Below are 25,357 nucleotides of genomic sequence, written 5' to 3'. Positions count from 1 at the left end.
GGCTTAGTTCTTGCCCGGGAACTTCAGCTTGGACAAATCGAAGTCGGCCAACCCCGGCGGCAGCTCGTTGAGCCCCTCGGGCATTCCGGACAGGTCGGGGAAACCACCGGGCATGCCGCCGGCCAACAGTGGATTGCGCTTCGGCGGCGTCGGCCCCCGCCCGCTCTTCTTGCCCTTCTTCGAGTTCTTCGAGTTCTTGGCGTTCTTCTTCGACGACCGCCGCCCGAACGGCATGCCCATCGCACCGGCCATCTGCGACATCATCTTGCGTGCTTCGAAGAAACGGTCGACGAGCTGGTTGACCTCCGAGACCGCGACACCCGAGCCGTTGGCGATGCGCAGCCGCCGCGAGGCGTTGATGATCTTCGGGTCGGCCCGCTCCTGGGGGGTCATCCCGCGGATGATCGCCTGCAGCCGGTCGAGCTGCTTGTCATCGACGGTGGCCAGCGCGTCCTTCATCTGGCCGGCACCGGGCAGCATGCCCAGCAGGTTGCCGATCGGGCCCATCTTGCGAATCATCAGCATCTGCTCGAGGAAGTCCTCCAGCGTCAGCTCGCCCGAGCCGATCTTGGCCGCGGCTTCCTCGGCCTTCTCCTGGTCGAAGACCTGCTCGGCCTGCTCGATCAGGCTGAGCACGTCGCCCATGCCGAGGATGCGGCTGGCCATCCGGTCGGGGTGGAAGACGTCGAAGTCCTCGAGCTTCTCACCGGTCGACGCGAACAGGATCGGCACGCCGGTGACCTCGCGGACCGACAGCGCCGCACCACCGCGGGCGTCGCCGTCGAGCTTGGTCAGCACGACACCGGTGAACCCGACACCGGCACCGAAGGCCTCGGCGGTGGCCACCGCGTCCTGGCCGATCATCGCGTCGAGGACGAACAGGGTTTCGTCGGGATGCACGGCGTCGCGGATCGCGGCGGCCTGAGCCATCAGCACGTCGTCGATACCGAGGCGGCCGGCGGTGTCGACGATGACGACGTCGAAATGCTTGGTCTGCGCTTCGGCCAGGCCGGCGGCCGCGACGACGACGGGGTCACCGGGGCCGGCGGCGTCGGAGTCGGCGGCGTCGGGCGCGGTGCCCGGGTGCGGGGCGAAGACATTGACGCCGGCCCGCTCGCCGACGATCTTGAGCTGGTTGACCGCGCCGGGGCGCTGCAGATCGCAGGCCACCAGCAGCGGGGTGTGGCCCTGGCCCTTGAGCCATTTGGCGAGCTTGCCGGCCAGCGTCGTCTTACCGGCGCCCTGGAGGCCGGCCAGCATGATCACCGTCGGCGGGTTCTTGGCGAACGCCAGCTGACGGGTCTCACCGCCGAGGATGCCGACGAGCTCCTCGTTGACGATCTTGACGACCTGCTGGGCGGGGTTCAGCGCACCGGAGACCTCGGCGCCGCGCGCCCGCTCCTTGATGCGATTGACGAAGGCGCGGACCACCGGCAGCGAGACATCGGCCTCGAGCAGCGCCAGCCGGATCTCACGCGTGGTGACGTCGATGTCGGCGTCGGTGAGCCGGCCCTTGCCACGCAGGCCGGCCAGCGCACCGGTCAACCGGTCGGACAGGGATTCAAACACGACGCAAGCCTATCTGGCGCAGCCCAGGAGCGAGATCGCCACCATGGTCGTGCCCGCGCCGCGAATCGCAACCCTGGTGTCGACTTCGCGGACCGCCGCGAATATCCCGCTCGGACCCCGGGCATGTGATATCCCTTCTCGGGAGTGCAGCAAATGCGCTCCCAAGGGTCGGGCTTGGAGGTCGGGTGGGTCATTCTGTGCGCGGCAGAAGGTCCGCGGCCGATCGTGGCAAACGCCGGACAGTGCCGGTCGTGCGCTGGCTTCAGCTGGGTACGGCAGCCACCGGAATCGGGATGGCATTGCTGGCAGCACCCTGCATCGCCACGGCGGACGCGAGCGGGGGCTCGGCCACGGCGAATTCGTCGCATAGTTCGGCGCACACCGGTCCTGCCAAGCACACCACCGCAACGTCTGGACGCTCCTCACGCCCGGCTGCGCAGGCCAGTGCCGCGCGAGCCAAGGCACCGGTGGCGGCCAATACCCGCAACGTCACGGGCCGCGTCGAAAAGACCCCGCGGCTAGCGAGCGCCGAGCGCATCGGCGGCAGTCAAGCCCTGCAGTCGATCTCCGATGAGGTGCAGCAGATCCTCGCCGGCGCCGCGAACCGGCTCTCCGCGCTGCCGGCCAACCCGGTCACCGACTTCTTGCAGGGCACGTTGTACCTGGTGCGCCGCACCCTGTTCCCGGCTAGCGTCGGGGTGATCACCCGGCCGATCAAGGTGCCGCTCTACTTCCAGGCCATCGACAACGCAGGCACCCAGAAACTCGGCATCTACGTCTCACTCGGCTACGGTGCGCCGCCGCAGCTGTTCGAGTTCGACACCGGCGCGGGCGGCTTCTATGCGGCCTACGCCTCGGATGACCCCTCGTTGTCGCCGTGGTGGGGCAGCAATGTCACCACCTCCACACAACAGGTGCAGGACAAGTTCGACAGCGGCCTGGATTACACCGGCTACGCGGCGACGGGAACCGTGTCGCTGTATTCGATTGGGAGCTCCACCCCGCTGGTCACCAGTGGTCAAGTTGTTGTCGGCCAAATGAATTCGATCACAGACAGCAAAACCGGCGACGTGTTCTGGACGCCGAACGGTCTTCCAACACCAAGTTCGCCCGCACCCATCGACAACGCGTTCTACGGCGACTTCGGGATGGCCCCGACATTCCAAGCGAATTCAATCGACCAGGTGATCGCCCAGCTGACCTTTGGCTGGGGCGCCAAGCCCGGCTACCTCGTGCACGTGGATCCGGACACCGGCGCGGCGTGGATGCAGATTGGCTTGACCAACAGCAACATTGCGAACTCGCAGGGCATGTACTTCCCAATGCTGCCGGACGACAAGGCGGGCACGAATACCTTCAACAACAGCCACCTGCACTTCTACGCGCTGCAGCTGTTCAACGCGGCGATCAACATCATCGATCGCAGTGGCACCTTGCTGATCAACGATCCGAACGTCGGCATCACTCCCGATACCGGCGCGAACACCACGCTGCACAACACCAACCTGAGTCCGCATCCGGACAAATACGATTCGATCATCGACTGGGACGACTCGACGGACACCAAGGGCAAGCTGAAAACCGACATGCTGTTCTGGCTCAACGGGACTACGACGGGCCAAACCCCGGTTCGGTATTTCCAGTTCGTCACGACCGATGACCTCAATGCCGGCAAGGTGAAGGTTCAGGACGTGCCCGCAGACGACGTTGAGGCCAAGGACGTCTACTACTTGAACACCGGCATCTCGTTGTTCTACGACTACGACGTCGTGTATTACCTTGGCACCACAGCGGGTAACGGCACACTCGGCTTGATCCCGAAGAGCAGCCGCTAACTCGCCTCCACGATGGGCGCAGCCACCGGCGGAGCCGGTAGTACCGCGTAGAGCTCACTTTCGAGCTGCTTGCGAATGTCGTTTACGGAATCCAGCGCAGGCACCGAGATTCCGAACGCGTCGACCACCGACGAGCCCAGGGTGGTGATCTTGGCCCATGCGATATCTGCTTCGGTGCGTTCGAATACAGCGGTGAGCAGCGCAAGCAGACCGGTGCGGTCGGTGGTGCGAATCTCGACGATCAACTGGCCCTCGCCGCTGCCGTCGTGCCACAGGATGCGAGGCGGGGCCGGCACGGCGTTGATCGGCACCGCCGGCTTGTGTTCCCCCACCCGGCCGGTGCCGTACTGGGTGGCCTCCCGGTCGCGCTTCTCCAATGCGGCGATGACGTCGAGCTCGCCGTCCAGGGCGAGGATGAACTGCTGCCTCAAGAGCTCGGCAGCGGGTGGCGCCCCGAAATGCGGTGACACCACAAAGGTATTGATCGCCGAACCACCGGCACTGTTGACCGATGCCGAATGCACCCGCAGCGAATTGAGCGCGAGCACGCCGGCCGCTTTGGACAGCAGGCCGCGCCGGTCGGGTGCGATGATCGCCACGTTGAAGGTGTGCGCGCTCTCCCCCGGCATCATCTCGACATGCACCCCGCGATCGGCGGCAAGCGAAAGATGATGCGGGTCAATGGGATCCGCCTGTGGCAATGATTCGCCGGCCAACACCAGCCGGCAGCGCCGGACCAGGTCGCCGATCAGCGAGGCCTTCCAGTCGCCCCACACCCCGGGCCCGGTGGCCAGCGAGTCCGCCTCGGCCAGGGCATCCAGCAATTCGAGCAGCACCGGGTCGCCACCGAGCGCGTCGATGACACGGGCGATGGTCTTCGGGTCCTGCAGATCACGGCGCGTCGCGGTGTCGGGAAGCAGCAGGTGATAGCGCACCATCGCGGCGAGCAGGTCGATGTCGGAAGGCCACAAACCCAGCCGAGTACCAACCTGCACGGCCAGATCGGCACCGATCACGCTGTGGTCTCCGCCGCGACCCTTCCCGATGTCGTGCAGCAGAGCGCCGAGCATCAGCAGGTCAGGACGCGACACGCGGGTAGTGAAAGCGCTTGCCCGCGAGACAGTCTCGACAAGATGCCGGTCGACGGTCCAGATGTGGACGACATCGCGCGGCGGAAGGTCGCGCACAGCTCCCCACTCCGGGAAGAGCCGGCCCCACAATCCGGTGCGGTCCAGCGCTTCGATGGTGGCCACCGCCGTCGGGCCGGCGGCCAGCAGCACCAGCAGGTCCTTGAGGGCATCCCGGGGCCACGGCGTGCGCAGCTCGGGAGCCGACGCCGCCAGCCGGCTCAACGTCGACCCCGAGATCGGCAATCCGGTGGTCGCCGAGGCGGCGGCGACCCGAAGGATCAGGCCAGGATCTCGCTCGGGGCGGGCGTCGCGGGCCAGGATCACCTCGCCGGCGAACTCCACCACGCCTTCGTCGAGCGGACGACGCGTCGGGCGGCGCAACACCGAAAGCCCGCGTTTGGGAAGGGCGTTCGCCGCCGTCCGCAGCCCGGCGTCGACGTAGTAGCTGATGGTGCGCGCCCCGTCGGAGAGCACCCGGGCCAGATCGAAACGGTCACCGATGCGCAGCGCGGCGCCGATCTCGTCGGCGAACTGGGCCAGCAACTGGTCTCTGCCACGCTTGGAGGTCCGGTGCAGTTCGGTGCGGACGTTCAGCAGCGCCAGATGCGCCTCACCCAGCGATCCGGTCGGCGACGCCAGCGAGTGGCTCGGGTACACATCGGCCAGCTGGGCGATGGCCAGGGCATTGAGCAGCTGGACGTCACGCAGGCCGCCGCGGCCGCATTTGAGGTCGGGCTCGGCGCGATGCGCGATCTGCCCGCTGCGTTCCCAGCGTGCCCGGGTGAGCTCGACGAGTTCGTCGAAGCGGGAGGCGATTCCGGTGCGCCACTGGCGCCTGGCCCCGCCGACCAGCAATTGGGACAACTCGGAGTCGCCGGCGATGTGCCGCACCTCGAGCATCGCCAAACCCGCTGAGATGTCCTCGCTGGCCACCGTGAGAGCCTCGGGCACGGTGCGGACACTGTGGTCGAGGCGAATATTCGCGTCCCACAACGGATACCACAACAGTTCGGCCACCTGGGTGACGATGTCGGCGGGCATGTTGTCGTGCACCAGCATGAGGTCGAGATCGGAGTAGGGCACGAATTCCCGGCGGCCCAGCCCGCCCGTGGCGACAATGGCAAATCCACTGGTGGGCGTGATCCCGATCTCGGTGGCCTTGGTGGACAACCAGAAGTCGTGCAGATCCAGCAGGGCGTCGCGCAGGGCGACCGAATCGAGTTGGCGCTGACCACCTTCCAGAAGCTGTTGGGACGCCATCGCCAGATCCTTGGCCGGCTTAGACGAGCCCGCCGCCGGTGCCTCCCATCGGGAAGCGCCGGCGGCGGGATCTCTTGATTGCTTTGTCATCTCAGTCCTCCTACGGCCGACGCCAACTAACGCTTATTCGGTGAGGCCGCACGAAGACGTCACATCGGATGCGTCAGAGAGCGTCGGACCCCCGCTCGCCCGTGCGGACCCGAACAACGGTCTCGACGGGGCTGACCCACACCTTGCCGTCGCCGATCTTGCCGGTCCGTGCGGCCTGCACGATGACGTCCACGACCTTGTCGACGGCAGAGTCATCGACGACGACCTCCACGCGGACCTTGGGCACGAAGTCGACGGAGTACTCCGCACCTCGGTATACCTCGGTGTGGCCCTTCTGGCGTCCGTATCCCTGCACCTCACTGACGGTCATCCCGAGGATACCCGCCTGTTCGAGACCGGTCTTGACGTCTTCCAGCGTGAACGGCTTGACGATCGCAGTAATCAGTTTCATTTTCCTCATTCCTCCGCGCCGTGACGACCGAGAACCGAGCCCGTGCTGCCGACCACGGCGAAGTCGTACGCGGTCTCCGCGTGTTCGGCTTCGTCGATGCCGCCTGCCTCTTCTTCTCGATCAAGCCGCAGTCCGATGGTGTACTTGACGATCAAGGCCAAGATAGCCGTACCGATGGCCGAGTACCCCAGAACCGCGAAGGCACCGATGGCCTGCTTGACCAACTGGTCGGTGCCGCCGCCGTAGAACAGGCCGGAAACCGCCGCCGGCGCCTCCGCGGTGGCCACCAGGCCCACCATCAGGGTGCCGAACAGACCGCCGACGAGGTGCACGCCGACCACGTCGAGCGAGTCGTCGAAGCCCAGCTTGTACTTCAGGCCGACCGCCAGCGCACAGAGGACACCGGCGCCCACGCCGATCGCCAGTGCGCCAACCACATTCACCGACGAGCAGGACGGGGTGATCGCGACCAGGCCGGCCACGATGCCCGATGCCGCACCCAGGGTGGTGGCGTGTCCGTCACGAATCCGCTCGGTGAGCAGCCAGGCCAGCATTGCCGCACCGGTGGCGACCGTGGTGGTGATGAACGTGACACCGGCAATTCCGTTGGAGCCCACCGCAGAACCCGCGTTGAAGCCGTACCAACCGAACCACAGCAGACCGGCGCCGAGCATCACGAACGGCAGGTTGTGCGGCCGCATCGGGGTGCCGGGCCAGCCGAGGCGCTTGCCAAGGATGAGGGCGAGAACCAGGCCGGCGGTACCGGAGTTGATGTGCACCGCGGTGCCACCGGCGAAGTCGATTGCCTTGAGCTTGTTGGCAATCCAGCCGCCATGCGCACCGGTGACGCCGTCGAAGGCGAACACCCAGTGCGCGACCGGGAAGTACACGAAGGTGGCCCACAGACCGGCGAACACCAGCCAGCCACCGAACTTCAGGCGGTCAGCGACCGCACCGGAGATCAGGGCGACGGTGATGATCGCGAACATCAGCTGGAAGGCCACGAAGACGACCTGCGGAATGGTTCCGGCCAGCGGGACCGAAACGGCCGCTGCGTCCGGGGTGAGCTGCAGGTAGGTGCCACCGATCAGGCCTTTGAGGCCGAAGTACTGGGTGGGATCGCCGAACAAGTTGAACTTGTCGTCGCCGAACGCCAGTGAGTAGCCGTACAGAACCCACAGCACCGTGATAAGGCCCATGGCACTGACGCTCATCATGATCATGTTGAGTACGCCCTTGGCACGCACCATGCCGCCATAGAAAAAGGCCAGGCCCGGCGTCATCAGCAGCACGAGCGCGGAGCTCGCAAGCATCCATGCTGTGTCGCCGGTGTCCGGCACACCCATTACGGGAAATCCATCCACTCGCAGTATCTCCTTCACCCATGCCACGGTTAGGCACCGTTGACCTAGGCCAAGACAATGCGCAGTGGTTGTTTCAGCTGAGACGCCTGGGTGTTTCGCGCGTGTGAACGGATTGGCAGTCTTCGTTTCGCTGGTGTTACATCCCGCAATTCGCAGCGCTCAGAAGCGATTTGCGGGCTATCCGAGCAGCGCGTCGACGAAGGCCGCCGCCTCGAATGGCGCCAGATCGTCGGGACCCTCGCCCAGTCCGACCAGCTTGACCGGGACGCCCAGTTCCTGCTGCACGCGGAACACGATGCCGCCCTTGGCCGTGCCATCGAGCTTGGTCAGCACCACGCCGGTGATCTCGACGACGTCAGCGAACACCCGAGCCTGTGCCAGACCGTTCTGGCCGATCGTCGCGTCGAGCACCAGCAGCACCTCATCGACGGCGGCGCGCTTACTGACCACCCGCTTGACCTTGCCGAGCTCGTCCATCAGGCCGGTTTTGGTGTGCAGCCGGCCCGCGGTGTCGATGACGACGACGTCGGCACCGGTCTCGATGCCCTTGTCCACCGAATCGAAGGCCACCGAGGCCGGGTCGGCGCCCTCGGCGCCACGGACCACCACGGCACCGACCCGCGACCCCCAGCTCTGCAGTTGGTCGGCAGCCGCGGCCCGGAAGGTGTCGGCCGCACCGAGGACGACCCGGCGCCCGTCGGCGACCAAGACCCGGGCCAGCTTGCCGACGGTGGTGGTCTTGCCGGTCCCGTTGACGCCGACGACCAGCAGCACCGACGGCTTGTTGGCATGCGGTAGCGCCTTGATCGAGCGGTCCAGTTCGGGGTTCAGCTCGGCGATGAGCACCTCGCGCAGAACCGCGCGGGCATCGGCCTCGGTCCGCACGGTGCTGCTGGCCAGCCGGCTGCGCAGCTGCTCGATCACCGAGGCGGTGACCACCGGTCCGAGGTCGGCGATCAGCAGCGTGTCCTCGACCTCTTCCCAGGACGCCTCGTCGAGGTCGCCACCGCCGAGCAGGCCCAGCATGCTGCGGCCGAGCGCGTTCTGGGATTTGGCGAGGCGCCCGCGCAGGCGCTCCAGACGGCCTTCAGCGGGGGCAATGGCGTCGAGGTCTGGTGCCCCGGGAGCTTTCGGGGCTTCCGATGGGACTGCTGGGGGCTCGGGGGCTACTTCGGCCTTCGGCTCCTCGACCACCGGCGGCTCGGGCAGCCGCACATCGGCGATCGGCCGCTTGACCGAGTCGCGCGGCACCGCGGCGTCATCGCCGACCCCCGGCAGGCCGACGGTGTCAATTCCCGGGTCCTGCCCGACGGTGTCAATTCCCGGGTCGCTTCGCTCCAGCCCGACGGTGTCCACCGTGGGCGTCTGGCTGAACGAAATGCCCGTCGAGGCGGTGTATCCACCGGATCGGTCGATCGGTGTGGGACTCTCTGAGCTGGGGCGCAGACTGATCTGACGCCGCCGGAACCGCACCAGCCCGACGACGATTGCAGTGATGACCAGGACGGCGATGACCGCGATAGCGATCCAGAGACCCTCTGACACCGTGCCATTGTTTCAGGGCGCTGAGCGGGCCTGCGCTTCCCCTGGACAACGGGGTACTTAGTGACGATGGACGAGACCCCAGCAATGGCGAGCCGCAAGCTGCGCCACATCGACGCGTGCCTGCACGGGCCGGTCTCCTATGAAACGGTGACGACCGGCTTCGAGCGCTACCGGCTGCCGTACAACGCCCTGACCCAGACCAGCATCAATGCCGTCGACGTGAGCACCACGTTCCTGGGCGCCCCGCTGCGCGCACCCGTTCTCATCGGGGCGATGACCGGCGGAGCCGAGCTGTCCCGCACGATCAACCGCAACCTGGCCGAGGCCGCCCAGAAGCTCGGGATCGGCATGATGCTCGGCTCGCAGCGCATCATGCTCGACAACAGCGTCGCCGCGGCCAGCTTCGAGGTCCGCGAGTTGGCACCCGACGTCTTGCTGATCGGCAATATCGGGCTGGCGCAGCTCTCCGACGCGTTGGTGCCCAAACTGGTTGCCGCACTGGATCGGATCGGTGCCGACGCGCTGGCGGTGCACACCAACCCGCTGCAGGAGGCCATGCAGGACAACGGCGACACCGATTTCAGCGGCTCGCTGGCGCGGTTGCGCCAACTGGCCGAGGATCTCCCCTACCCGGTGCTGGTCAAGGAAGTCGGTCACGGCATCGGCGCCGCGGCCGCCGAGCGGTTACGCGGCATGCCGATCGCCGCGGTCGACGTCGCCGGGGCAGGCGGGACCTCGTGGGCACGGGTGGAGCAGCTGGTGCGCTACGGGGAAGTGCGCGATCCGGCGATCGCCGAATGGGGCGTCCCGACCGCCCAGGCTCTTGCCGAGGTGCGTGTGACGCTGCCGGGCATGCCGCTGGTGGCTTCTGGTGGCATTCGCACCGGACTGGACGCCGCCAAGGCGTTGATGATGGGCGCCGACGTGGTGGCGCTGGCCCGCCCGCTGCTGGCCGCGGCAATCGAGTCACCCGCCGCGGCATTGGACACCCTGCACCGGCTCATCGAGGAACTGCGGATCTGCCTACACGGCTGCGGGGTGGCCGACCTGGCTGCACTCCGCGATCTGGGCGCTCCGCTTCAAGGCCCGTAAGCGGGTCTCGATAGAGGGCTAGCGTGGGGTGCAATGGCAAACGAAGCGCAAGCCGGTGTCTCGCTCCGGGACGACGATGTCGAGGTTGTGCTCCACGGATCACTGAATCTGCGACGGACCGTGCTCAGGTTGCTCAGTACCGTCCGACCCGTGCTTGCGGACTGGGCGCTGCTTGCCATGCCCGATCACCGCACTGGGGGGCTCGCCCTCTACGGCGGCGCCGATGTCACATTCTCCTCTGTCATAGCGCGGTCCTCAGCAACCGAGCGCGGATTGGATCAGGTGTTGCGCACCGGTCAACCACTGCACCGCCTCATCGATCCGGACGAATCGGCGGCCGATATCGCCATCCGGCTACGCCATTCCGGACTCGCGCACGAGCTCGCGCGACTGCGTCCCGTTGACGTGTTGACACTGGCGCTGACGGCGCGCGGAACGACGATAGGAGCCTTGGTCCTCGCCCGCTCAGGGGGCCGGCACTTCGACGATGCCACCGTCGGCGAGGCAGAACGGGTGGCCGCGATCGCCGCCGTCGCGCTCGACTCTGCCCGGATCTACGAGGAGAGCGGCCAGTTGGCCGCGGTGCTGAAGCGCTCGCTCCGGCCACCGACTCTGCCCCGACTCACCGGTCTCGGAATCGCCGCGCGCTTCCGGCCGGCTGTCGAGCACCTCGAAATCGGGGGCGACTTCTACGATGTCGTCGGTGCGGAGGACGACTTGCTCGTCACGTTGGGCGACGTGTGCGGCAAGGGTGTCGACGCCGCAGCGCTTACTTCGCAGGCCTGGCAAACCGTCCGTACCGCAGCACATTTCGACCACCGGCCCGCTTCGGTACTCGATGCACTGAATTCGGTACTGTGCGAGCAGAAAGTGAGCGGATTCGTCACCGCACTGTGCGCCAGGGTGCGCAATGGGCCAGATGGTCAGGGCGCCGAGGCGGACATCGCAGCTGCCGGACACCCGGCCCCGATCGTGGTGCGCGCCAACGGCGATATCGATGAGGTCGAAGTTTCCGGGATTGCGGCCGGCGTGAAACGCGGTGCGCTGTACCGCGCTACAACGCTGCGGCTGCATCGCGGCGACACCATGCTGATGTTTACCGACGGCGTCGAGGAGGCCCGCCGTGACAAGCAACTCTATGGCCTGCCCCGATTGCTCGGCCTGCTTCCCGCCTACGCCGGCGCCGGCGGCGACGTGATCTGTGAAGCCGTCGAACGCGATGTGTTGGATTATCTCGACGGTGAGCCGCACGACGACATGGTGTTGTTGGCAATCACATGCGAGAGGTGAGTTTGCTCTCGGACTATCGAGACGCATTGGCGGCCAGGAATCGGGTGCAGGCGACCGGCGTCGTCACGCAGATGCTCGCCGACGGTGCGGACCCGATCATCGTTCTGACCGAGGTGATAGCCGTATCCCAGCGGGATGTCGGAATGCGTTGGCAACGAGGCGAATGGACGGTCGCCGATGAGCACGCCTCCACGGCGATCTCGGTCGCCGCGACCCAGACCGTCGCCGACTACGTCAGTGCGGGACCTCTTCTGCGCGGCTCGGTTCTGGTGGCCTGCGCCGAGCGAGAATGGCACGAACTGCCGGCCATGATCATCGGTTGCGCGTTGCGCTCCCGCGGCTGGGACACCACCGTGTTGGGGGCGGCGACCTCGCCGATGCGGCTCAGCCAGCATTTGGCCGATCGGGGACCTGACGCGGTGGCGATCAGCTGCTCGGTGCTGGGCGCACTGCCGACCACTCGCCGGTTCATCGAGGCGGCCACCGCGGCAGGCGTGCCGACCCTCGTCGGTGGTCCGGCGTTCGGGTACGACGACGTGCGGGCACGTGCACTCGGCGCAACTGCCTGGGCACCCGACGCACGCTCGGCGCTCGCGGCCATGGACACCTTGCCGACGGTGGTCGGCGCCTTACCCGAGCTTCCGGTGGCGGCCACCGCCGAACAGGCTCTGCTGGATCTGCGTCACCGCCGGATCGTCGATTCGCTGTGCCAGCGATGGTCCCTGACTCGTGAGCCCAATCCGAGTACGGCCCTGGCGAACCTGGGGGCCGACACCGTGAACCAAGCGTTGCATGCGGTGTCCGCGGCGCTGCTCACCGGGGACAGCCGACCGATTTCCGAGACCGCCTGGTGGATCGCCGACGTGTTGCGGGCGCGCGATCTCGATCCCGCCGCGGTTGCCGAGTTGGCGCGCCTGCTTGCTGCGGATCTTGACGAATTCCCGCTGGCACGCGAACTGGTCGTGCAGCACTTCGTTCTCGAATCGGCCTGACCAGCAACGGGTTTGAGCGCGCGCTAGGTTCTGGCCGACACCAACTCTTCGCCGCGCATCCGCTGCGAGATGACGGTGGTGATGCCGTCGCCCTGCATCGTGACGCCATAGAGCGCGTCGGCGATCTCCATCGTCGGCTTCTGGTGGGTGATGACGATCAGCTGTGACTGCGCCCGCAGCTGCTCGAACAACCCGATCAGCCGGCGCAGGTTCACGTCGTCGAGGGCGGCCTCGACCTCGTCCATGACATAGAACGGGGACGGGCGGGCCCGGAAGATGGCCACCAGCATCGCCACCGCGGTCAGCGACTTCTCGCCGCCGGACAGCAGCGAGAGCCGCTTGACCTTCTTGCCCGGCGGGCGGGCCTCCACCTCGACGCCGGTGGTGAGCATGTCGTTGGGATCCGTCAGCAACAGCCGGCCTTCACCGCCGGGGAACAACGCCGAGAAGACCTCGCCGAACTCACGCTCGACATCGGCGTAGGCCTCGGCGAACACCTGAAGGATCCGGTCGTCGACGTCGGCGATCACGTCGAGCAGGTCCTTGCGCGCGGCCTTGACGTCCTCGAGTTGGGTGGCCAGGAAGTTATAGCGCTCCTCGAGCGCCGCGAACTCCTCCAGCGCAAGCGGATTCACCCGGCCGAGCTCGGCCAGCTCCCGTTCGGCCCGCTTGGCACGGCGCTCCTGGGTCGGGCGGTCGAACACCATCGGTGCGGGCGCGGTGACCTGCTCGCCGCGCTCCTTGGCCTGCTCGTACTCGGCCATCTCCAGCTCTGAAGGCGGCAACGACACATCGGGCCCGTACTCGACGACCAGATCGTCGGCGGCCATGCCGAACTGCTCGAGCACCATCTGCTCGAGCTGCTCGATGCGCATGGCGGCCTGCGCCTTGGCCACCTCGTCGCGATGCAGCGAGTCGGTGAGCGCGGTGATCCGGCTGTTCAACGCGGTGACTTCTTCACGCGCGGCGGCCATCGCGGTGGCCCGCTCCTGGCGTTCGGCGGCCAGGCCGTCGCGGCGGCGCGACGCCGCCGCAACCACGCCGGCCAGTCGCTCGGCGATGCGGCGGCCGGAATCGGCCACCGCGTCCGCCACCGCGGCGGCGTGCGCGCGGGCGGCGCGGGCGCGCTGCGCGCGGATCCGCGCCTCCCGCTCGGCCGTCGCCGCGCGGCGTAGCGAATCTGCGCGCCCGCGAACGGCATTCGCGCGCTCTTCGGCGGTGCGCACCGCCAGCCGCACCTCCACCTCGACGGCACGGGCTTCCTCGGCGGCCGCCTGCATGTACTGGCGGTCCTCCGGCTCGTCGTCGACGACGGTCTGCGTGTCCTGCGCTGCGGCCAGGCGGTTCTCGAGCGCGGTGAGCTCTTCTACCGTCTGCAGCCGGCTGGCCTCCAACTCGCCACGCTGGGCCAGCTGCCGGCGCCACTCCTCCTCGGCGGCTCGGGCGTCCAGCCCGAGCCGGCCGAGCTGCTCGTAGATCGCCGAGATCGCGGCATCGGATTCGTTGAGTGCGGCCAGCGCCTCTTCCGCGGCGTCCTGGCGGTTACCCTGCTCGGTGAGTGCCCCGGCCAGTGCGGCCGACAGCTCGCCGACCTGCGTCTCGGAAGCGGTGAGTTCCCTTCTGGCCTTGTCGATTTCGCTGGCGATCTCCAGGGTGCTCGGCTTTCGATCCGAGCCACCGCTGACCCATCCCGCGCCCACCAGATCACCTTCACGAGTCACCGCGCGCAGGTTTGGCCGCGCGGCAACCAGATCGAGGGCCGCACCAAGGTCCTGGACGACGGCGACATCGGACAGCATCGCGGTCATCGCACCCTGCAGGCGTCCCGGCGCCTCGATCAGATCCAGCGCCCAGGCCACACCGTCGGGCAACGAGCCGCCTTGCCGCGCCGCTATCGGCCAGTCCCCCAACACGATTGCGGCCCGGCCGCCGTCGGATTCCTTGAGTGCGTGTACCGCGGAGCGGGCGGCGTGGGAGTCATCGGCGGCCACCGCATCGGCGGCGGCACCCAGCACCGTGGCCAGTGCAATCTCGTAGCCCGAGTGCACCCTGACCAGTTTGGCGATTGTCCCGAAAACGCCTGCGCCGCTGCGGTTCTGCGTCAGCCAGGCCGAGCCGTCCTTGCGTTCCAACCCGACCGACAGTGCGTCAATGCGGGCCAGCAGCGAGGCCACCTGGCGTTCGGCGGCGCGCTCGGCGGACTGCAATTCGGCCACCCGCTCGTCGGCCTGCCGCAGCGCGGTGACGGTGCGGTCGTGTTGTTCGTCGAGCCCGAGCTCGCCCTGATCGAGCTCACCGACCCGGCCCTGCACCGTCTCGAACTCGGCCCTGGCGTGCTGGGTACGGGCCCCGGCATCTTCGATCCCGCTGGTCAGTCGCGCCACCCCGTCGTCGATGGACTCGACCCGGGCGCGCAACGTATCCACCTGCCCCGCCAGCCGGGCCAGGCCCTCGCGGCGGTCGGCTTCGGCGCGCACGGCGGCCATGTGCGCACGTTCGGCCTCAGTGGCCGCGCGTTCGCGCTCGCCCAGCTCGGCCCTGGCGATCTCCAGCCGGGACTGGGCTTCGGTCAGCTCGACGAGTAGCTCCTGCTCCCGCGCGGCGACCTCGTCGGCCTCGGCATCCAGGGCGTCCGGGTCCGGACCGGTGCTCGCGGTGGGTTCGGCGTCCAGGTACTGCGCCCGCTCGGTGGCGATGCGGACGGTGGCGCTGACCCGCTCGGCCAGCGCGGACAGGCGAAACCAGGCCTGCTGAGCGGCGTCGGTGCGTTCGGACAGCGTCGCCACGGCGGCCTCGTGGGCGGTCAGCGCCTCGGTGGCCACCCCAAGGCGGTCGGCGGCCTCGTCGTGCTCGCGGCGCAGCGTGGTCTCGGTGTTGTCGGCCCCGGCGAACTCGGTCCGACGGACCACCAGATCGTCGGCGGCCAGCCGCAGCCGGGCGTCGCGCAGATCGGCCTGGATGGTCTGGGCACGGCGCGCCATCTCGGCCTGTCGGCCCAGCGGCTTGAGCTGGCGGCGCAGCTCGGTGGTCAGGTCGGTGAGCCGGGCCAGGTTGGCCGACATCGAATCGAGCTTGCGGACCGCTTTTTCCTTGCGTTTGCGGTGCTTGAGCACACCGGCGGCCTCTTCGATGAAGGCCCGGCGGTCTTCGGGCCGCGACTCGAGGATCTGCGAGAGCCGGCCCTGGCCGACGATGACGTGCATCTCGCGGCCGATGCCGGAGTCGCTGAGCAGCTCTTGGACGTCCATCAGCCGGCAGCTGCTGCCGTTGATCTCGTACTCGCCCGCTCCGTCGCGGAACATCCGGCGGGTGATCGACACCTCGGTGTACTCGATGGGCAGCAGGTGGTCGGAGTTGTCGATGGTCAGCGTCACCTCGGCGCGCCCGAGCGGCGCCCGCGACGAGGTGCCGGCGAAGATGACGTCCTCCATCTTTCCGCCGCGCAGCGTCTTGGCGCCCTGCTCGCCCATCACCCAGGCCAGCGCGTCGACGACATTGGACTTGCCGGAGCCGTTGGGACCGACCACGCAGGTGATACCCGGCTCGAAGCGCAGAGTCGTCGGCGACGCGAAGGATTTGAAGCCCTTCAGCGTCAGACTCTTGAGGTACACGGGGTGCCACCTTACCGGCGGATGAGGGGCAGGTAGCGCAACCGTGCAGCGTGGTTAACGGGTGTCTTGCCGGACGTTCATCGCCCGGCAGTTGCTACCAAACAGGCGGGGCTGAAGTGACGAATGTTACCTCTGGGGTTTACTTTTCGACGAAACCGCGCATCGGCTCGCCTGCCGCCGACCAGTCGGCGACGACGTTGTCCACCGATCCGGGGGTGGTGCCGGCCCGCAACAGCTCCAACAATCGCTCGCAGTCGGCGCGCGGTCCCTGCGCGACGACGAGCACCCGGCCGTCGGCCTGGTTGCTCGCGTAGCCGGTCAGCCCGAGCTCCAGCGCCCGCGACCGCGTCCACCAGCGGAAACCCACGCCCTGGACGTGGCCGTGCACCCAGGCGGTCAGCCGAGTGTCAGGCGCGGCCAACGTCCGTCACCTCGAAATGGACTTCGGTGCCGGATTTCAGGGTGCGCCCCACGGTGCAGACCTGCTCGATCGCCCGGCTGACCACCACCACCAGGCGTTCGACCTCTTCCGGGGACAGCCCGGATAGATCGATCTCGAGCTTCTCCTCCAGCAGGGGGTAGCGCTCCTGCTCACGGTCGGCGGGCCCCGAGACTTTGATCACCGCCGGGTAGTCGTCGCCGAGGCGGCGGCGCAGCGGCTGGTCACTGCTCAGCCCGCTACAGCCGGCCAGCGCGATCTTGAGCAGCTCGCCGGGGGTGAAGACGCCCTCGTCGGTCTCCGAGCCGATCAGCACCTCCGCGCCGCGGCTGCTGCGCCCGGTATAGCGCCGCACGCCGGTCCGTTCCACCCACAGGTCGGTCATCTGTCTCTCCTCTTTGCGCCCAAACCGACAAACGGCCGAGAAAGTGCGAGTAAATCACGCCAAAACGTCGATCTCGGCGCCCGGTTCAACGCCGAGGGCGGGGCTGGCATTTCGGGCAGTAGTACGAGGAGCGGTTCATGAACTTCTCCCGCCGGATCGCCGTCCCGCAGCGCGGGCAGGGCAGGTCTTCGCGGCCGTACGCGTTCAGCGACCGGTCGAAGTAGCCGGACTGGCCGTTGACGTTGACGTACAGCGAATCGAAGGATGTGCCGCCCTGCCCCAGCGCCTCGCGCATCACCTCGGTGGCGGCGTCGAGCAGCTCGCCGAGCTGGCGTCGAGTCAGGCCAGCCGCGAGCCGGGCGCCGTTGATCTTGGCCCGCCACAATGCCTCGTCGGCGTAGATGTTGCCGACGCCGGAGACGACGGTCTGGTCGAGCAGCTGCCGCTTGATCTCGGAATGCTTGCGGCGCAACACCGTAACGACGGCGTCGCGGTCGAAGCGCGGGTCCAGCGGATCCCGGGCGATGTGGGCCACCGGCTCGGGCACCCGGCTGCCGTCGACGTCGACGAGGTCGGCCAGCTGCCACCCGCCGAACGTGCGCTGGTCGACGAAACTCAGTGTGGTGCCGTCGTCGAGCAGTGCGGCGATGCGCAGGTGGTTGGTGTTGGGGACTTCGCCGAGCAGCATCTGCCCGCTCATCCCCAGGTGCACGACGAGCGCGGTTTGATCGTCACCAAGACTGAGCCACAAGTACTTTCCGCGCCGGTCCGTGCCGATGATCTTCGCGTCGAGCAGCCGCGCGGTCAGGTCCGCGGCGCCGGCCTCATGCCTGCGTACCGCGCGCGGATGGTGCACCCGTACCGCGGTGATCGACTTGCCCGCCACGTGGGCTTGCAGACCGCGCCGGACAACCTCGACCTCCGGCAGTTCAGGCATCCGGCTGTTGATCCATGATGGCCTGCCACGCCTTGGCTGCGGCCTTCTGTTCGGCTTCCTTCTTGGATCGGCCAACACCGGTGCCGTACTCGGTCTCCCCCACCACGACGGTCGCGGTGAACTCCTTGTCGTGATCGGGTCCCGTCGAGGTGACGAGGTAGGTCGGCGGCCCCAAACCCTTTGACGCACTGAGTTCTTGAAGGCTTGTCTTCCAGTCCAGTCCGGCGCCCAGTGTCGGCGCGGTATCCATGAGATTGCCGAACAGCCGCAAGATGACCTTGCGTGCGGTGTCGATGCCGTGCTCCAGGTACACCGCGCCCAGCAGCGACTCCATCCCGTCGGCCAGGATGCTGGATTTGTCGGCCCCGCCGGTGTTGAGCTCGCCGCGGCCCAACAACAGATGCGCCCCCAGCCCCTCGGCGGTGAGGCCGCGCCCGACGTCGGCCAGCGCGTGGGTGTTGACGATGCTGGCGCGCAGCTTGGCCAGATCGCCTTCGGATCGGTCCGGGTGGCGGTGGTAGAGCTCGTCGGTCACCGTCAGTCCGAGTACCGCGTCGCCGAGGAACTCCAGGCGCTCGTTGGTGGGCAGCCCGCCGTGTTCGTAGGCGTAGCTGCGATGGGTCAACGCCAGCGTCAGCAATTCTTCGGTCATCTCGACGCCCAACGCGTCCAGCAGATGCTCACGTGGCGGGCTCACGAAGCGCCAGCCCCCGGCTCGGGGGTGTTCTCCTCGTCTGCGGCGGGAAACATCTTCGCCAGCTTGGCAAAGCGCGGGTCGATCCCCTCGTGGTGGTGATCCGGTTCGGCGTCGGCCAGCGAGACACCGCACGTCGTGCACAGCCCGGCGCAATCCTCGGTGCACACCGGCGCGAACGGCAGGGCCAGGCCGACGGCGTCGACAATCGCTTGTTCGAGGTCGATCGCGTCGTCGACGACGTGGCCGACTTCGTCTTCCTCGGTGGTGGATTCGGTTGCGCTGTCCGGATAGGCGAACAACTCGGTCAGCGAGATCTCGACGTCGCCGGTGACGGGCGTCAGACACCGGGAGCAATCACCGCTGGTCAGCGCGTCCACGGTGCCGGTGACCAGCACGCCCTCGGACACCGATTCCAGCCGCAGGTCCAGGTTCAGATCCGCACCGCGTTCGATCGCGATCAGGTCCAACCCGATTCGGGACGGACTGGGCACGGTCTCGTGCAGCTCCAGCATGGAGCCGGGGCGGCGCCCCAACCGGGAGATGTCGAAGACGAGCGACGATCGCGGTCGGCGTTGGGTTCGGCCACTTCGTCGCGTCGACATGAATCCAATCTTAAAACCCGGCGCGGCCCGATTCAGCCAATAGGCGTGGGCCGTGCCGTTCAGCGCTGAACGTAGTCGTGGGTACCCGCGGCGGTCCGCAGCTGGTGACGGCCCCGACTGACCGAACGCAAGGTGCCGTTGAGGTAGTCCTCAAACTGGGCGAGTTTGTTGTCGACGTAGATGTCGCACTCTCCACGAAGCCGGTCGGCCTCGGCGTGGGCGGTGTCGATCAGCCGAGTCGACTCGGCGTGGGCCGACTGCACGACTTCGGTGTCGGAGACCAGCCGCTGCTGCTCCTTGATGCCCTCCTGCACGGCCTTCTCGTACGAGATATTGCCGCTCTCGACCAGCCGGTCGGCCTCGGCCTTGGCTCGGCTGGTGGCCGCCTCGTACTCGCGCTTGGACGTCGCCGCCAGGCGGCTGGACTCCTCACGAGCCTCGAGAACCGTGCGCTCGCTGTGTTGGCGGGCCTCGGCAACCATCCGGTCGGCCTGCGACTTGGCTTCGGCCAGTAGCCGGTCGGCCTCGGCGCGGGCATGGCTCAGCAGCGAGTCGGCCTCGGCGGTGGAGTTGGAGACCATCGAATCGGAGTGCTCTTTGGCCTCCCGCAGCAGCGAATCACGGGCATCCAGTACGTCCTGGGCGTCATCGAGCTCGCCGGGGATGGCGTCCTTGATGTCGTCGATGAGTTCGAGTACGTCGCCGCGCGGGACCACGCAGCCAGCAGTCATCGGGACGCCGCGGGCCTCTTCGACAATCGCGCTCAGCTCATCGAGCGCTTCAAAAACTCGGTACACGGCGCCACCCTCCTGGGCGTAGTTGGTAGTGACTAGTGTGCCTGGTGTTACGCCTGTGACTGTGGTGGCGGCCCGGTGTGTCGGAAAGACGTTTTTGGCAAGCGCACCGGTCAGAGGGCGTCTCGCCAAAGATTATGTCGGGCTGACGCGCCGGCTGGCGGGCAATCCGAGGGGTTGGGCTTGTTACGTGATCGCCGCCGAGATCGCGTCGCGGGCACGGTCGAGCATCGACGCGAACGGGCCGACCGCGAAGTTGAGGGTCGCCGATTCGACGCCGGGGTGCGGGCGGGTCGGCGCGATCGCCTCGGCCGCACGCACCGCTCCGACCATCCGCTTGAGATCCGCGGCGTCCAGCTCTGCCTGCAGCTCGCTGAACTCTTCGTTCTCCTCGTGCTCGGCGTGCTGGATCACCGCATCGCGAAACGTGGTGAGCGCGTTGAGGAATTCTGCGGAGTCGATGTCCATCTTTTCGAGTGCGGACAGCTGCTCTTTGGCCTCGTGCTCCTCCTTCAGCAGGGTGTCGACGATGTTGTCGCCGTCGGTCACGTCGCGACGCGCGCGAGGATGAACCACCATCTCCTCCGCGGTTTCGTGCACAGCGAGAAGCTGGCGCAGATCGACGAATGCCTTCTCCCTGGCCTTGGGATCGGAGGCGTGCAGAACCTCGTCGAACATGTCCTTGATCAGGTTGTGTTGGTGCTTGAGGAAATCGACGACGTCGGTCGTGGATTGCACGAATGTTTCAACCACAGCAATGCCTCCGCTGCTTTCGGGCTTATCGGCGCGGGGCTGTGCGCCAACCAGGCGATACCCGGGCCACCTATGCCCAAAACGTCAGTCAGCGCGCTGAGCGAGCTTGGCCTGCAGGCGGCGGTTCACCGGCTCCGGCAGCAACGCCGCGACGTCACCGCCGAAGATCGCCACCTCTTTGGCCAGCGACGACGAGACGAACGAATACTGCGGTGTGGTGGCCACGAAGAACGTGTCCACCCCGGCGATGTGCTTGTTCATCTGGGCCATCTGCAGCTCGTACTCGAAATCGGTGCCCGTCCGCAGACCCTTGACGATCGCGGTGAATCCACGCTGTTTGACGAAGTCGACGACCAGGCCCTGCCCCGACTCGGCCCGCAGGTTCGGCAGGTGGGCGGTGGCTTCGTCGATCATCGCGATGCGCTCGTCGATGTCGAACATCCCCTTCTTGTTGGGGTTGATCAACACTGCGACGATCACTTCGTCGAACTGCGCGGCGGCCCGCTCGAAGATGTCGATATGGCCCAACGTCACCGGATCGAAGGACCCCGGACATACCGCGCCACTCATGAGCGAAAACGCTAGCACTCGGCCAGTTCAACTCGGGTATCTCCGTAACGGCGCACCGGCCACGCCGTCCAACCCGCCGGCCAGGCCAGTTCGGCCGAGGAGGCCGGGCGTTCCACCACCACGACGCTGTCCGCACCCAACCAGCCGTTGCGCGCCAGACTGTCCAGCAGCGCCTCGATCTCGGCGGTCGACACCTCGTAGGGCGGGTCGGCGAGCACCAGGTCCACCGGCTGCTCGGCCCCTTCCGCCAGCACCGCGGCGGCCACACCGCGCCGCACCGTCGCACCCGTCAGCCCGAGGGTCTCGATATTGCGTTTGATGACCGCCGCTGCGCGCGAATCACTTTCGACGAAGAGCGCCGAGACCGCACCGCGGGATAGCGCTTCGAGCCCGAGTGCACCCGACCCCGCGTAGAGGTCCAGTACCCGCAGTCCGTCGAAATCCCGCCGTGCGGCAAGGACATTGAACAACGCCTCGCGAACCCGATCCGTGGTCGGCCGTGTTCCGCGCGCCGGCACATCGATACGCCTGCCGCCGGCGGTGCCCCCGACGATGCGGGTCAGGTTGTTCCCCCACCGATCACGACCAGCAGATCGCCGCCTTCGACCTGGGCGGTGCTGCCGACGGCGACGCGATTGACGGTCCCGGCCTTGGGTGCGGTGATCGCGGCTTCCATCTTCATCGCCTCGATGGTGGCGATGGTCTGGCCGGCGTCCACCTGGTCGCCAACGGCCACCCCGACGGTGACCACCCCGGCGAACGGGGCGGCGACGTGATCGGGATTGCCGCGGTCGGCCTTCTCGGCGGTCGGCACGGTTTCGGCGATGCTGGTGTCGCGCACCAACACCGGACGCAGCTGGCCGTTGATGATGCACATGACCGTGCGCATCCCGCGCTCGTCGGCGTCGGAGATGGCTTCCAGCCCGACGATGAGTTCGACGCCGCGCTCGAGCATGATGCGGTGCTCGTCGCCGTGGCGGAGCCCGCAGAAGAACTGGTTGCCGGACAGGCCCGATGTGTCGCCGTACTCCTCGCGGTGCGCCTCGAATTCCTTGGTGGGACCGGGGAACAGCAGCCGGTTCAAGGTGGCCTGGCGGATCGGGCCGGGCTCGCCGAGCACCTTCTCATCCTCGACCGACACCGGCTCCTCGGGCTTGGCCGGCCCGCGTCCCTCTAACGCCTTGGTGCGCAACGGTTCCGGCCAGCCGCCGGGCGGGTCGCCCAACTCGCCGCGCAGGAACCCGATCACCGAGTCGGGGATGTCTTGGCGCGCGGGGTCTTCGGCGAATTCCTCCGCAGTGATCCCCGCACCGACGAGCGCCAGTGCCAGGTCCCCGACCACCTTGCTCGACGGGGTGACTTTGACCAGCCTGCCCAGGATCCGGTCGGCGCCGGCGTAGGCGTTCTCGACGTCCTCGAACCGCTCACCCAGCCCGAGCGCAATCGCTTGCGTGCGTAGGTTACTCAGCTGGCCGCCGGGAATCTCGTGGTGATAGACCCGCCCGGTCGGCGCGGGCAGACCGGCCTCGAACGGCGCGTAGACCCGACGGAGCAGCTCCCAGTACGGCTCCAGGTCGCACACCGCTTGCAGGTCGAGGCCGGTGTCGAACGGGGTGTGTGCCGCGGCAGCGACGATCGCCGATAGCGGCGGCTGGCTGGTGGTTCCCGACAGCGGCGCCGCCGCCCCGTCGACCGCGCTCGCGCCCGCATGCCACGCCGCGGTGTAAGTGGCCAGTTGGCCGCCGGGGGTGTCGTGGGTATGCACGTGAATCGGCAGGTCGAAGCGGCTGCGCAGCGCCGACACCAGAGTGGCCGCCGCCGGCGGACGCAACAGGCCAGCCATGTCCTTGATCGCCAGCACATGCGCCCCGGCGTCGACGATCTGCTCGGCGAGCCGCAGCCAGTAGTCCAGCGTGTAGAGCGTCTCGGCGGGGTCGGACAGGTCGCCGGTGTAGCTCATCGCGACTTCGGCTACCGCCGAACCGGTTTGGCGTACCGCGTCGATGGCGGGCCGCATCGATTCGACGTTGTTGAGTGCATCGAAGATGCGGAAGATGTCGACGCCGGTGCGGGCGGCCTCGTCGACGAACGCGTGCGTCACCGCCTCCGGGTAGGGCGTGTACCCCACGGTGTTGCGGCCGCGCAACAGCATCTGCAGGCAGATGTTGGGGATCGCTTCGCGTAGCGAGGCGAGCCGTTCCCACGGGTCTTCCTTCAGGAAGCGAAGCGCCACATCGTAAGTCGCGCCGCCCCAGCATTCGATCGACAGCAGCTGCGGCATCATCCTGGCGATGTAGGGGGCGACGAACAGCAGGCCCGACGAGCGCACCCGCGTCGCCAGCAGTGACTGGTGCGCGTCCCGGAACGTCGTATCGGTCACGCCGACGGCATCAGAATCCTTGAGCCACTGGGCGAATCCCTCGGGTCCCAGTTCGACGAGCCGCTGCTTGCTTCCCGCCGGCGGGGTGGTCGACGCGATGTCGATGGGGGGCAGTTTGTCCTGGGGGTAGTACCGGGGGCGATCGCGGTAGGGCGAGTTGACCGTCACCTCGGCAAGGAACTTCAGCATCTTGGTTCCGCGGTCGGCTGACGTGCGTGAGGTCAGCAGCTGCGGGCGCTCGTCGATGAACGACGTGGTGACGCGTCCGGCCTGGAAATCCGGGTCGTCCAGAACCGCTTGCAGGAACGGGATATTCGTCGACACACCGCGGATGCGGAACTCCGCGACCGCACGCCTGGCCCGGGCCACCGCGGTGGGAAAGTCACGACCCCGACAGGTGAGCTTGACGAGCATCGAATCGAAATGCGCGGCGACCTCGGCACCCAGATGCGTGCCACCGTCGAGGCGGATCCCCGCCCCACCCGGTGAGCGGTAGGTGGTGATCCGCCCGGTGTCGGGCCGGAACCCGTTGGCCGGATCCTCGGTGGTGATGCGGCATTGCAGCGCCGCGCCGTGTGGCTGGATCGCCTCCTGGCTCAGGCCCAGGTCCGCCAGCGTCTCCCCCGCGGCGATCCGCAGCTGCGCCGACACCAGGTCGACGTCGGTGATCTCCTCGGTCACGGTGTGCTCCACCTGGATCCGGGGATTCATCTCGATGAACACGTGCCGGCCCTGCTCGTCGAGCAGGAACTCGACGGTGCCCGCGCAGGTGTAGCCGATCTGGCGCGCGAACGCGACCGCGTCGTCGCAAATCTGTTGCCGCAGAGCGGGATCCAGGTTTGGCGCGGGCGCGAGTTCGATGACCTTCTGGTGGCGGCGTTGCACACTGCAATCGCGCTCGTAGAGGTGAATGACGTTGCCGTGGGTGTCGGCGAGGATCTGCACCTCGATGTGGCGCGGATTCACCACGGCCTGCTCGAGGAACACCGTCGGGTCACCGAACGCCGATTCGGCCTCGCGACTGGCCGCCTCGATGGACTCGGCAAGCGCGGCCGGGTCGCTCACCCGGCGCATCCCCCGCCCACCGCCGCCGGCGACAGCCTTGACGAACACCGGGAAATGCATGGTCTTGGCGGCTTCGACCAGTTCCTCGACCGACGAGGACGGTTCCGAGGAGGCGAGCACCGGCAGGCCTGCCTCACGAGCCGCCGCGATCGCGCGTGCCTTGTTGCCGGTGAGCTCCAAAATCTCGGCATCGGGCCCGATGAACGTGATGCCCGCGGCCGTACAGGCCGCCGCCAGTTCAGGATTCTCCGACAGGAAGCCGTACCCCGGATAGATCGCGTCGGCGCCGGCGGCCTGCGCGGTGGCGACGATCTCGTCGACCGACAGATACGCCCGCACCGGATGCCCGATGTCGCCGATCTGATACGACTCGTCGGCCTTCAGCCGATGCAGTGAGTTGCGATCCTCGTAGGGATAGATCGCGACCGTGCCGATGCCCATCTCGTAGGCAGCGCGAAAAGCACGAATCGCGATCTCACCGCGGTTGGCGACAAGGACTTTGGAAATCACAGACGGACCCTACCTCCGTTGCCGATACGACACGC

20 protein-coding genes are annotated in these 25,357 nt (G+C 67.6%); 4 read left to right on the top strand and 16 right to left on the bottom strand.

Features of this window, described 5'->3' with window-relative positions:
• Positions 1–3 precede the first annotated feature (3 nt).
• The gene (gene ffh / locus SLQ31_RS10475; RefSeq protein ID WP_319432043.1) at positions 4–1,569 is read right to left on the bottom strand and encodes a signal recognition particle protein; all 1,566 of its coding nucleotides are present in this window, start codon (positions 1,567–1,569) and stop codon (positions 4–6) included.
• 251 nt (positions 1,570–1,820) lie between these two features.
• Between ffh and SLQ31_RS10470 the strand changes: the two genes are divergently transcribed.
• Complete coding sequence (locus SLQ31_RS10470; RefSeq protein WP_319432041.1) at positions 1,821–3,404, top strand: hypothetical protein; 1,584 nt, start codon at positions 1,821–1,823, stop codon at positions 3,402–3,404.
• Here SLQ31_RS10470 and SLQ31_RS10465 read toward each other — a convergent pair.
• From SLQ31_RS10465 to ftsY, 4 genes are all read right to left on the bottom strand, one after another.
• Positions 3,401–5,884: a [protein-PII] uridylyltransferase gene (locus SLQ31_RS10465; protein WP_319432039.1), complete on the bottom strand. Its 2,484-nt coding sequence runs from the start codon at positions 5,882–5,884 to the stop codon at positions 3,401–3,403. The two genes, SLQ31_RS10470 and SLQ31_RS10465, sit on opposite strands and share 4 nt — an antisense overlap.
• Before the next feature lie 73 nt (positions 5,885–5,957).
• Entirely contained in the window at positions 5,958–6,296 is a 339-nt protein-coding gene (locus tag SLQ31_RS10460) for a P-II family nitrogen regulator (RefSeq protein WP_174398689.1), read from the bottom strand.
• A gap of 5 nt (positions 6,297–6,301) precedes the next feature.
• Positions 6,302–7,660, bottom strand: a complete 1,359-nt coding sequence (locus SLQ31_RS10455; RefSeq protein ID WP_319433023.1) for an ammonium transporter — start codon at positions 7,658–7,660, stop codon at positions 6,302–6,304.
• Positions 7,661–7,837: 177 nt separating this feature from the next.
• Positions 7,838–9,205, bottom strand: a complete 1,368-nt coding sequence (gene ftsY, locus SLQ31_RS10450) for a signal recognition particle-docking protein FtsY (protein ID WP_319432036.1) — start codon at positions 9,203–9,205, stop codon at positions 7,838–7,840.
• A gap of 66 nt (positions 9,206–9,271) precedes the next feature.
• On the opposite strand from ftsY, the gene fni reads away from it, so the two are divergent.
• Genes fni through SLQ31_RS10435 form a run of 3 tightly spaced genes read left to right on the top strand, consistent with a single transcriptional unit; the run spans position 9,272 to position 12,579 of the window.
• Positions 9,272–10,297 (top strand): type 2 isopentenyl-diphosphate Delta-isomerase, encoded by a 1,026-nt coding sequence (gene fni / locus SLQ31_RS10445; RefSeq protein ID WP_319432034.1) that lies wholly within the window; start codon positions 9,272–9,274, stop codon positions 10,295–10,297.
• Between the two features lie 33 nt (positions 10,298–10,330).
• Positions 10,331–11,587, top strand: a complete 1,257-nt coding sequence (locus SLQ31_RS10440; protein WP_319432032.1) for a PP2C family protein-serine/threonine phosphatase — start codon at positions 10,331–10,333, stop codon at positions 11,585–11,587.
• Positions 11,584–12,579: a B12-binding domain-containing protein gene (locus SLQ31_RS10435; RefSeq protein WP_413641698.1), complete on the top strand. Its 996-nt coding sequence runs from the start codon at positions 11,584–11,586 to the stop codon at positions 12,577–12,579. Before SLQ31_RS10440 ends, SLQ31_RS10435 begins: the two co-directional genes overlap by 4 nt.
• Positions 12,580–12,602: 23 nt before the next feature.
• Here the strand turns inward: SLQ31_RS10435 and smc are convergent, their stop codons facing one another.
• The 11 genes from smc to SLQ31_RS10380 all read right to left on the bottom strand — a co-directional run bounded on the left by smc (position 12,603) and on the right by SLQ31_RS10380 (position 25,322).
• Positions 12,603–16,190 (bottom strand): chromosome segregation protein SMC, encoded by a 3,588-nt coding sequence (gene smc, locus SLQ31_RS10430; RefSeq protein WP_319432029.1) that lies wholly within the window; start codon positions 16,188–16,190, stop codon positions 12,603–12,605.
• A 139-nt stretch (positions 16,191–16,329) separates the two neighbouring features.
• Entirely contained in the window at positions 16,330–16,611 is a 282-nt protein-coding gene (locus SLQ31_RS10425; protein WP_319432027.1) for an acylphosphatase, read from the bottom strand.
• The gene (locus SLQ31_RS10420; protein ID WP_319432025.1) at positions 16,598–17,014 is read right to left on the bottom strand and encodes an OsmC family protein; all 417 of its coding nucleotides are present in this window, start codon (positions 17,012–17,014) and stop codon (positions 16,598–16,600) included. Before SLQ31_RS10420 ends, SLQ31_RS10425 begins: the two co-directional genes overlap by 14 nt.
• A gap of 85 nt (positions 17,015–17,099) precedes the next feature.
• On the bottom strand, positions 17,100–17,951 hold the full coding sequence (mutM, locus tag SLQ31_RS10415; protein ID WP_319432023.1) for a DNA-formamidopyrimidine glycosylase: 852 nt from the start codon (positions 17,949–17,951) through the stop codon (positions 17,100–17,102).
• Positions 17,944–18,603, bottom strand: a complete 660-nt coding sequence (rnc, locus tag SLQ31_RS10410; protein WP_413641948.1) for a ribonuclease III — start codon at positions 18,601–18,603, stop codon at positions 17,944–17,946. Before rnc ends, mutM begins: the two co-directional genes overlap by 8 nt.
• 41 nt (positions 18,604–18,644) lie before the next feature.
• Entirely contained in the window at positions 18,645–19,250 is a 606-nt protein-coding gene (locus SLQ31_RS10405; RefSeq protein ID WP_319432020.1) for a DUF177 domain-containing protein, read from the bottom strand.
• Between the two features lie 59 nt (positions 19,251–19,309).
• Entirely contained in the window at positions 19,310–20,047 is a 738-nt protein-coding gene (gene sepIVA / locus SLQ31_RS10400) for a cell division protein SepIVA (protein WP_319432018.1), read from the bottom strand.
• A gap of 183 nt (positions 20,048–20,230) precedes the next feature.
• On the bottom strand, positions 20,231–20,797 hold the full coding sequence (locus tag SLQ31_RS10395) for a hemerythrin domain-containing protein (protein WP_319432016.1): 567 nt from the start codon (positions 20,795–20,797) through the stop codon (positions 20,231–20,233).
• An 84-nt stretch (positions 20,798–20,881) separates the two neighbouring features.
• A complete protein-coding gene (gene coaD / locus SLQ31_RS10390) occupies positions 20,882–21,367 on the bottom strand; it encodes a pantetheine-phosphate adenylyltransferase (protein WP_319432014.1) in 486 nt (161 codons plus the stop codon).
• An 11-nt stretch (positions 21,368–21,378) separates the two neighbouring features.
• Positions 21,379–21,930, bottom strand: coding sequence for a 16S rRNA (guanine(966)-N(2))-methyltransferase RsmD (gene rsmD, locus SLQ31_RS10385; RefSeq protein ID WP_319433022.1), 552 nt, complete (start codon positions 21,928–21,930; stop codon positions 21,379–21,381).
• Positions 21,927–25,322: a pyruvate carboxylase gene (locus tag SLQ31_RS10380; RefSeq protein WP_319432012.1), complete on the bottom strand. Its 3,396-nt coding sequence runs from the start codon at positions 25,320–25,322 to the stop codon at positions 21,927–21,929. The genes rsmD and SLQ31_RS10380 overlap by 4 nt, the downstream gene beginning before the upstream one ends.
• Positions 25,323–25,357: the final 35 nt, after the last annotated feature.

It is taken from the genome of Mycobacterium sp. RTGN5, from assembly GCF_033804465.1.
Taxonomy (GTDB): Bacteria; Actinomycetota; Actinomycetes; order Mycobacteriales; family Mycobacteriaceae; genus Mycobacterium.
The sequence above is the reverse complement of the archived record's forward strand: the minus strand, read 5'-3'. Positions and strand labels throughout refer to the sequence as shown.